7 protein-coding genes and 1 pseudogene are annotated in these 8,107 nt (G+C 67.7%); 2 read left to right on the forward strand and 6 right to left on the reverse strand.

Annotated features, from left to right (window positions below):
• The first annotated feature begins 147 nt into the window (after nucleotides 1-147).
• The gene (locus ACFYZF_RS28920; protein WP_387026071.1) at nucleotides 148-273 is read left to right on the forward strand and encodes a hypothetical protein; all 126 of its coding nucleotides are present in this window, start codon (nucleotides 148-150) and stop codon (nucleotides 271-273) included.
• Between the two features lie 478 nt (nucleotides 274-751).
• On the opposite strand, the gene rfbB is transcribed toward ACFYZF_RS28920, so the two are convergent.
• The 6 genes and pseudogenes from rfbB to ACFYZF_RS28950 form a co-directional block, all read right to left on the reverse strand.
• Complete coding sequence (rfbB, locus tag ACFYZF_RS28925; protein WP_387026072.1) at nucleotides 752-1,756, reverse strand: dTDP-glucose 4,6-dehydratase; 1,005 nt, start codon at nucleotides 1,754-1,756, stop codon at nucleotides 752-754.
• Nucleotides 1,757-2,157: 401 nt separating this feature from the next.
• Nucleotides 2,158-2,723 (reverse strand): annotated as a pseudogene (locus ACFYZF_RS28930) (helix-turn-helix domain-containing protein); the annotation flags it as partial.
• A 185-nt stretch (nucleotides 2,724-2,908) separates the two neighbouring features.
• Nucleotides 2,909-4,036: a nucleotide disphospho-sugar-binding domain-containing protein gene (locus ACFYZF_RS28935; protein ID WP_387026074.1), complete on the reverse strand. Its 1,128-nt coding sequence runs from the start codon at nucleotides 4,034-4,036 to the stop codon at nucleotides 2,909-2,911.
• A gap of 33 nt (nucleotides 4,037-4,069) precedes the next feature.
• On the reverse strand, nucleotides 4,070-5,137 hold the full coding sequence (locus tag ACFYZF_RS28940; protein ID WP_387026123.1) for a glucose-1-phosphate thymidylyltransferase: 1,068 nt from the start codon (nucleotides 5,135-5,137) through the stop codon (nucleotides 4,070-4,072).
• Between the two features lie 9 nt (nucleotides 5,138-5,146).
• Complete coding sequence (locus tag ACFYZF_RS28945) at nucleotides 5,147-5,542, reverse strand: nucleotide disphospho-sugar-binding domain-containing protein (protein WP_387026076.1); 396 nt, start codon at nucleotides 5,540-5,542, stop codon at nucleotides 5,147-5,149.
• A gap of 74 nt (nucleotides 5,543-5,616) precedes the next feature.
• On the reverse strand, nucleotides 5,617-6,813 hold the full coding sequence (locus tag ACFYZF_RS28950) for a glycosyltransferase (protein ID WP_387026078.1): 1,197 nt from the start codon (nucleotides 6,811-6,813) through the stop codon (nucleotides 5,617-5,619).
• Between the two features lie 382 nt (nucleotides 6,814-7,195).
• On the opposite strand from ACFYZF_RS28950, the gene ACFYZF_RS28955 reads away from it, so the two are divergent.
• Nucleotides 7,196-7,978, forward strand: a complete 783-nt coding sequence (locus ACFYZF_RS28955; RefSeq protein WP_387026080.1) for an AraC family transcriptional regulator — start codon at nucleotides 7,196-7,198, stop codon at nucleotides 7,976-7,978.
• Nucleotides 7,979-8,107 lie beyond the last annotated feature (129 nt).

Genomic DNA, 8,107 nt, shown 5'->3' on the forward strand with positions numbered 1-8,107 from the left:
GGACACGACCAGGAACGATTCCTCACCACCTTCGCCGAACAGGTCCTCCCCGGCCTACGCGACCTCGACTGACAACACGCACCCACCCCACCCAAACGGTTCACCCCGGCGGGTATGAGCGCGGGCCCACACCGTTACGATCGGGCCGTGGCGCTTGGCGCGGGTCCGCGCTCGTTGCTGTTCCTCGACGTCGGCGGTCCGAAAGACATCGATCCACTGCACCCAGAACTGCTCCACGCCGAAACGGCGGCTCAGGGCCGCGTTGTCCATTAGCGACCCAGAGCCGCCCCGGCCGACGGGATGCGGATGTCCGAGGAACCCATGCACCCACCGTCGGCCGGGACGACAAAGCGTCAGTAACGCCGGTGTTGGTGTCGCACGCTGGTCGCCGGATCTCACCCGGCGGACGCGGCTCCGGGTACCGTCGTCAGCCGCGGGGTTCCCGGGTCGGTCACCGGCAGCCTCGCCGGCTTGCGGGTCAGCGCCGTTCCCCGGCGGCGTCGAAGCTGCCTGCCATGGCCGCCTTCACCTTGCCGCTCCTCGTGTCGCCATCGACCCGCATGGCGAACGTGAGCGTCAGGTGGGTCCGCTGCAGTCAGGCCTTCCAGCTGAGTCCCGGCGCGTCGGCGTCACGCGTCGCGGGTGGTCGTCGCCATCGTCGCCGTCCCGGCTGAAGCGAGCGTTAGCGACCGTTTCCAGCGGCCCGGGCAGCCCTTCTCCGCCACGCCCGCCAGCTGGCCGGACCCGGATGTCACTCGACCGCCGGCGACGGCCCCGAGCCAGCCGTACGCATCCGAACGGCTTTCCACCAGGCCGGATTGTCCCGGTACCAGTCGACCGTGTCCGCCAGCCCCTGCTCGAACTCCACCCGCGGCGCGTAGCCCAGCTCGTCGCGGATCTTGGTCTCGTCGACCGAGTAGCGCAGATCGTGCCCTTTACGGTCCGGAACCCGGCGAACCATCGACCAGTCGGTACCGGTCAGCTCCAGCAACCGCTCGGTGATCGCCAGGTTCGTCTGCTCGTTGCCTCCGCCGACGTTGTAGATCTCACCCGCCCGGCCCCGGGTGAGCACTAGCTGAATGGCCCGGCAATGGTCGTCAACGTGCAGCCACTCCCGGACGTTACGGCCGTCCCCGTACAGCGGAACCGGCCTGCCCTCGATCAGGCTGGTGGCGAACAGCGGGATGAGCTTCTCCGGGTGCTGACGCGGGCCGAAGTTGTTGGAGCATCGGGTGATACACACCTCAAGGCGGTGCGTACGCCAGTACGCCCGAGCCATCAGGTCGGACGCCGCCTTGGACGCGGCATACGGAGAGTTGGGCAGCAGCGGCCACTCCTCGGTCCACGAGCCCTCGCTGATCGAGCCGTACACCTCGTCGGTCGACACGTGCACGACCCGGCCCACCCCGGCGCGACGGCACGCCTCGAGCACGCTCTGGGTGCCACAGACATTGGTCCGGACGAACTCCGACGCGAATGCGAGCGAACGGTCGACATGTGTCTCAGCGGCGAAATGGACCACCGCGTCATGCCCCTGGAGAAGCTCTGCCAGCAGAGGGCTGTCGCAGATGTCACCCTCCACGAACTGCAGCCGGGGGTGACGGGCCGGCAGATTGTCGCGGTTTCCGGCATAGGTCAGCTTGTCCACGACCGTTACCCGGGCATCCTCATACCCGGCGTCGTAGGCCCCGTCGAGCAGCGAACGGACGTAGTGGGAGCCGATGAAGCCCGCACCTCCGGTGACGAGAATCCTCATCTCAGCACTCCATGACCAACCTGCATTGACGTCCCTTTCTCCGCGTGGAGCCCCCGAATCGTCCATGGTGAGCCGGACCGGTCGTCCCCGCCGGGGGGAGGAGCCGGACGCCGCAAACGCCGCGGTGATGTCGCTTCGACCGCAGACTGAAGGCCCGGTGTCAGGATTCGATGTTCCCCTGTCGAGAGTTCTACAACAACCCTTAGATGTTTCCCGACAGGGCCAGTGCAGGATTACAGAAGGTCAAATTCAGAGCGCCCGTTGTCAAGGAAGGACCACCGCATCGACGGTCGATCGAGACAAATGCAGGCCTCGCCACATCGCCGCATGATCACGAGCGCGATTCTGGCAACGAGCGAGGCTCCGAAGGGATCGTCGTGGAGTATCGCAAGCTCAAGGTAGTGTGCTGAGTCGTTGGAGGGTTTATTGATTCGGGTGCAGTAGTTGGCGAGGTCGTCGAGGATCTGGTCGGCGGTTTGGTCCAGACAAAGGGTTTGGGGTGTCGTTCCATGCCGAGATCAATGCGTTGACGTCGTCTTCGAGGGCCTTGACGCTGCGGTGCGTGGAGCGGCGGAGCTTGCGGTTGGTCAGTTCGGCGAACCAGCCCGCCACCGACCGGGTCGACCAGTGGCTGTCCTGGCTGGACGGTGTCTCTTCGTGGGTCTTGACGATGACCGCTTCGACCCTGCGCGTCGGTGATCTTCTGCGGCGGGCCAGGACGAGGCTCGTCCCGCAGCCCTGCCAGTCGCTGCGTGATGAACCGCTTGCGCCACTTGCCGACCGTCGGCAGCGATGCCTCGAGTTGCCGTGAGACCTCGCTGTCGGACAGGCGATCCGCGCACGCCGACACGATTCGCGCACGCAACGCCAACGTCGTTCTTCCACGACGAGCCCAGCCTTGCAAGACGTCCCACTCCTCGGCGGTCAGCGCCAGCAACGCCAACTTCGGCTCACGACCATCATCCACGCCATCAATCTAGCAACGAATCAACGACTCAGGAAAGTACTACGCGACATAGCACTCTCCCATATCGCGCTTCCCCGCAATGCACGGCTGCAGCTGGATTCAAACCAACAGTGATTTCCGTGGTCGGCATCCCACATTCTTCTCGGCGCGTCCAAAGGGCTTCTAATTGACGCGTTCATTTCGCGTCACAGATCAGTGAGGCGTTCGACGACGGCCGAAGGGAGCGGCAGCTGGGCCATCTCCCCGGCCAGGGCGGCTGCCGTGTCGATGTGCTTCTCGTCTGACAGGAGCCGGGCGCAGCTTTGCACCACGGCTTCCGGCGTGGTGTCCGGCGGGGACAGCATGAGACCGGCGCCCGACTCGGCGATCATCATGCCGTTGTCGAACTGGTCGTCGAACCACGGCAGAACCAGCTGGGGAAGCCCCGCCGCGACGGCGTTCAGGGCCGTGCCCTGCCCGCCGTGATGGATGATCGCCGCGCAGGAGGGCAGCACACTGCCGAGGGGGATGCGGCCGGCGTGCAGCACGGCGGGTGGCAGCCGGTGCCAGCGTGCCGCGATGTCGTCGTCGACGGCCACCACGAGTTCCACATCCAGCGCCGCCAGGTGGTCCAGCATGGTGAGCATGAAGTCGGAAGCATCGTTGCCTGCGGCCCGGGGCACGATGGTGCCGAGCGTCACGCAGATCCTCGGCCGGTCGGGGGTGCGGAACGCCCAGCCCGGTATGGGAGCCTCCCCGCTGGAGGCGACGTGACGCAGCCCCAGGTATTCGGACGCGTGCGGCAACCGGAGGCTGACCGGCCACGGGTTGAGAACCTGGTGCGGGGCAGGGATCCCGGCGAATCCCATGTCGTGCAGCTCGGCCGAGAACTCCTCCGCGCCGGCGTCCCGGTATTCGTGCAGTTGGGACACCGACCAGTGGTACTGCACCCAGGGGATGCCCGCGGCCAAGGCGGCGAGCGGACCGGCGAACTCGGCGCGCTCGCTGACGACCAGTTGGGGGTGCCACAAGTCGATGAGGCTCCGGGTTCCCGCGAAGTTCTGCCGGGCGATGCGGGCGAACGTACGCCCGTGGGTGTGACGCCGGTCGATCACCGCGTCCGGGTCCGAGGGCCGTCCGGCTCGGCCGATCTCCGTGAGATCCGCGGCCGGGCCGGTCGCCACGACCGGCAGGCCCGAGCGCAGCGCGGGGTCCACGAAGTTGTCCGAGGTGCTGACGAGCACCTCATGACCCGCGATCCGGAACGCCCAGGCCAGCGGCACCAGCGGGAAGAAGTGCCCGGTGAGCGGCGTCGTGGTGAAAAGAACACGCATGTCGTCGTCGTCCTCCTCGGCGTCGATCGGCGATCAGGCGGAGACCTCGACGTGACTGTCGTCGCCGATCAACAGGCGGTGGGCCACCGCGTCCTTGCGTGCGCGACGGACCTGACCCCCTTTGCCGATGATCGAACCAGCGAGGGCGCTGACATCGAACACGGACGCGTCGTCCAGCAGAATGGAGTACTCGACGCCCGCCGCGCGTAGCTGACACCCTCGGCCGATGGAGGTGAACGGCCCCACCCGGCTGTCCTCGATGACGCTACCGGCACCGATGATCACCGGGCCGGTGATCGTCGATCGACGCACGACCGCCCCCGCTTCGACGATGACGGGACCGGAGATCTGCGACCGGTGGTCCACCAGCCCGTGAGTCGCGGGCGCGATGGCCTCCAGGAGAACGCGATTGCACTCCAGGAGGTCGCCCAGGGTGCCGGTGTCCGCCCAGTGACCGGAGAACAACTGCGCGGTCACGGTGCGCCGGCGCTCGATCAGAAACTGGACGGCGTCGGTGATCTCCAGCTCGCCACGTCCGCTCGGCTCGATGCTGCGGACCGCCTCGTGGATCTCCGGTGTGAAGAAGTAGGCTCCGGTCACCGCGAGGTCGCTGTTCGGGTGTGCCGGCTTCTCCTGCAGCCGCGTGACCCTGCCCGCGCCGTCCAGCTCGGCGATACCGTACTGCGACGGATTCGCGACCTTCGTCACGACCAGGTGCGCAACCGGCCGGGTCCGCCGGAATTCGGCAGCCGCGGAGCCTATGCCGCCGACGAAGATGTTGTCACCGAGGTACATCACGAAGTCGTCGGCGCCGAGGAAATCCCGGGCGATGAGCACGCAGTGCGCCAAGCCGCGCGGCTCGCTCTGCACGATGTACTCGACCGAAATACCCAGGTAGGACGCGTTACCGACGGCCTCGGCTATCGCTTTGCCCGAGTCGCCGACGATGATGCCGACATCGGTGATGCCAGCCGCGGTGATCGCCTCGAGGGCATGCAGGAGGACGGGCTTGCCTGCCACCGGCACCAGCTGTTTAGGACTGTTGTGAGTAAACGGACGCAACCGGGTGCCAGCGCCGCCGGACAACACGAGAGCCTTCACCATGACCTCTCAGACCAACTCTTCGAGCGTTTCGACCACCTCGGAGGGGGAAGGGGCCGCGAGCATCTCCTGGCGTAGTGACTCGGCCGACTTCCTCATCGTCGTGTCCGACAGAGCCCGGGCAACCGCGGCGCTGAGGTGAGCCGTGTCGGCAGCCTCCAGCGGCACGCGCACTCCGGCCCCGGAGTCGGCCACGAGCTCGGCGATCTCGGCGCGGTGTGCGTGGCTCCCCAGGTCAATCTCTCCGTGCAGGGTAATGGGTGTGCACCGTTCTACCGATTCGGCGAACAGACAGGCGGAGGTATCTGCCAGACCGATCTGTTCCGCAGCGGCGGAGACGTGTGCCTCATTGCCCGCTGCGACAGCGACCAGACGCTCAACGGCCTTGAAGTGCTCGGAGTTCATTACGACGCCTTCGGTGGGCAGCGGTAGCTCCGGTAAGGACGGGAGGTCATGTCAAGCCGCATCCCGGGACCGCATCAACAGAACTCGGGAAGCCGGGCCGCGACTTCCGTGGGGCTCGGCATGGTGGCGATCTCCTCGGCGATGCCCTTGGCCGCCTGTCTGGCATCGGGATCGGTCAGCAGTCCGCCGGCTGCCTCGGCGACGGCCGCGGCGGAGACGACACCAGCGCGGCGAAGGTCTTCCCCCCGTTCGACTCCCTCGGGCAGTAGCCGCCTCCCGGCACCGGCGGCGGACACCGCGCCGGCGTTGAGGAACCCGTCGAACCCGACGGGCAGGAACAGCTGTGGTACCCCGGCACCGGCCGCGCCGAGGGTGGCCCCGGAGCCGCCGTGGTGCACGGCGAGATCGACCAGCGGCAGCAGTTCCGCTTGCGGCACCCAGCGCTCGAGGTGCACGTTAGCGGGCAGCACACCGAACTCGGCCACCGAAATATTCGGCCCGGCTGCCACCACCACCTCGACGTCCAATGCCGACAACCCATCGATACCGGCGCGCAGGGCAGGGGCAGTGCCGACCACGGTACCCAGCGTCAGGTAGACCAGCGGTCGTTTCCGCTCGGCCAGGACGATCTCTGGTAACTCGCCGGACTCGCTGAACGGCACCGGGCGCAGCGACACCCGTTCCGGATGATCCAGGAACGAGGTTTCCTGCAGCGAGGGCGGGTAGATGTCCAGGTATCGGTCACCCAGGAGGTACTGCCCCTCGGGCAACTCCACACCGATCTCGGCGGCGACCGTACGGAGGAGCTCCATGCCTCGCTGCTGCGACCGGTCTCCTCGGTCGACCGCCTCCGCCCGGGCGTGGGAGTGGCATACAGCGGGAATGCCCAGGCGGCGCGCCGCGAGCCCGGCTCCCGGGTTGCCCGCTTGGTACACCACCAGGTCGGGCCGCTCCGCCCGCAGCACGGGCAGCAGGTCGGCAGCAAACCTGCGGGGTATTAGTTCGCTGAACACCCGAACTGCGGGCTCGAGCCATTCCTGCCATGTCCCTTCCCCGATCTTCCCGTCTGTCTCCGCGAGAACAGTACCGAAGGCCTCCCGGATCGATATGCCGGCCGGCACAGTACGGAATCCAAGCCCTAGTAGCAACGGGTGGAATCTCTCGCCGGTGGCATAAATGACGTCATGGCCGACCTCCCGGGCAGCGAGGGCCAGCGGCAGCAACGGGTAGGCGTGACCGTAACCTGAAAGACTGGAGAAAACGATCTTCATTTCCCGGCTTTGCCTTCCTCCCGGGGAAAAATGATGACAGTGGTCGAGCGCAGTAAAGCTCAGGCTAACCAGCGGGTGCCGCAGTCTCCATCCCTCACATTGACTGCACGTGGTTACCGCGAATGAGGCGGCCGGACATCTCCCGGGAAGGCCGAAACGCGTCAGGGCCGCCGGGCGCAGCGGCCAGCGGCTGACCCGGGTGGGGAAGGCGTTGCCGCCCCAGTCCATGCTGTCCAACCGGGAGCGAGATCATCGGGCCCTGCGACACCCGGCTGCGGACCGCCGAGCTGATCCGGCGGGCACCCGCCGCGCCGGCCGGCATGGCAACATTCCGCTCTAGGACACCAACGGCGCCGGCAGCGCGGTGGAAGACGGGGGCCCGGTGAGCGACTCGACCGAGCGAGCGGTTCTGCGGGCCGTCGTGCTGATGCGCGACCAACTGGGTGAGCCGTTGACGATGGACGACCTGGCGCGCTCAGTGATGTTCAGCCGGTTCCACTTCACCCGGGTCTTTCAGCGGGTCACCGGCGTGGCGCCGAGCCGATTTCTCACGGCAATGCGCCTGCACCGCGCGAAGCACCTTCTGACCACGACGGAATTCACCATCGCGCACATCTGTGCCCATGTCGGCTACAGCAGCGTCGGCACCTTCAGCTCGCGGTTCTCGCGCCGGGTCGGCATGTCGCCCACCCGCTTCCGGAGCCTCGCCCAGCACGGCGCGATCGAGCCGGGCCGGGCTACCTCGCAGCCGTCGCAGGCCCGGATCTCCGGCCAGGTGTGGACGCGCGACAACGTCCCGCGGCTCATCTATGTCGGCCTCTTCGCCGAGCGTGTTCCGCAAGGACGCCCGGCTCGTTGTACGGTCCTCGACGGCTCCGGCCGTTACGAGCTCGACGCCGTACCTGCGGGCACGTGGAGCCTCGTCGTCCAGGCTGGCCCGTCCAGTCAGGACCGGTGCGAGGGTTCCACAGCCACGTACGTCTGCACCCGGAGCCCGATCACGGTAAGCCGGGGCATCGAGATCAAGACGGACCTGGAGCTCAAGCCGGCCCGCGCCCTTGATCCGCCGTTGCACCGCGCCCTGGTAGAGGTTCGCAAGCATGCGCTCAGCGCCCTGACCGTCGAGCTCACGGGTTCCGAACCACCGTCTGCCGCTCGTTGCTGAGGCCGAGTCGGGGGGGGGGGGGGGGGGGGGGGCGGCGCGGGCGCGGGGGGGGCCCCCCCGGGCGCCCCCGGGGGGGGGGGCCGCGCGGCCCCCGGGGGGGCGGGGGGGGGGGGGGGGGCGCCCCCCCCG

It is taken from the genome of Micromonospora sp. NPDC001898, from assembly GCF_042891255.1.
In the GTDB taxonomy this organism is placed as follows: domain Bacteria; phylum Actinomycetota; class Actinomycetes; order Mycobacteriales; family Micromonosporaceae; genus Micromonospora.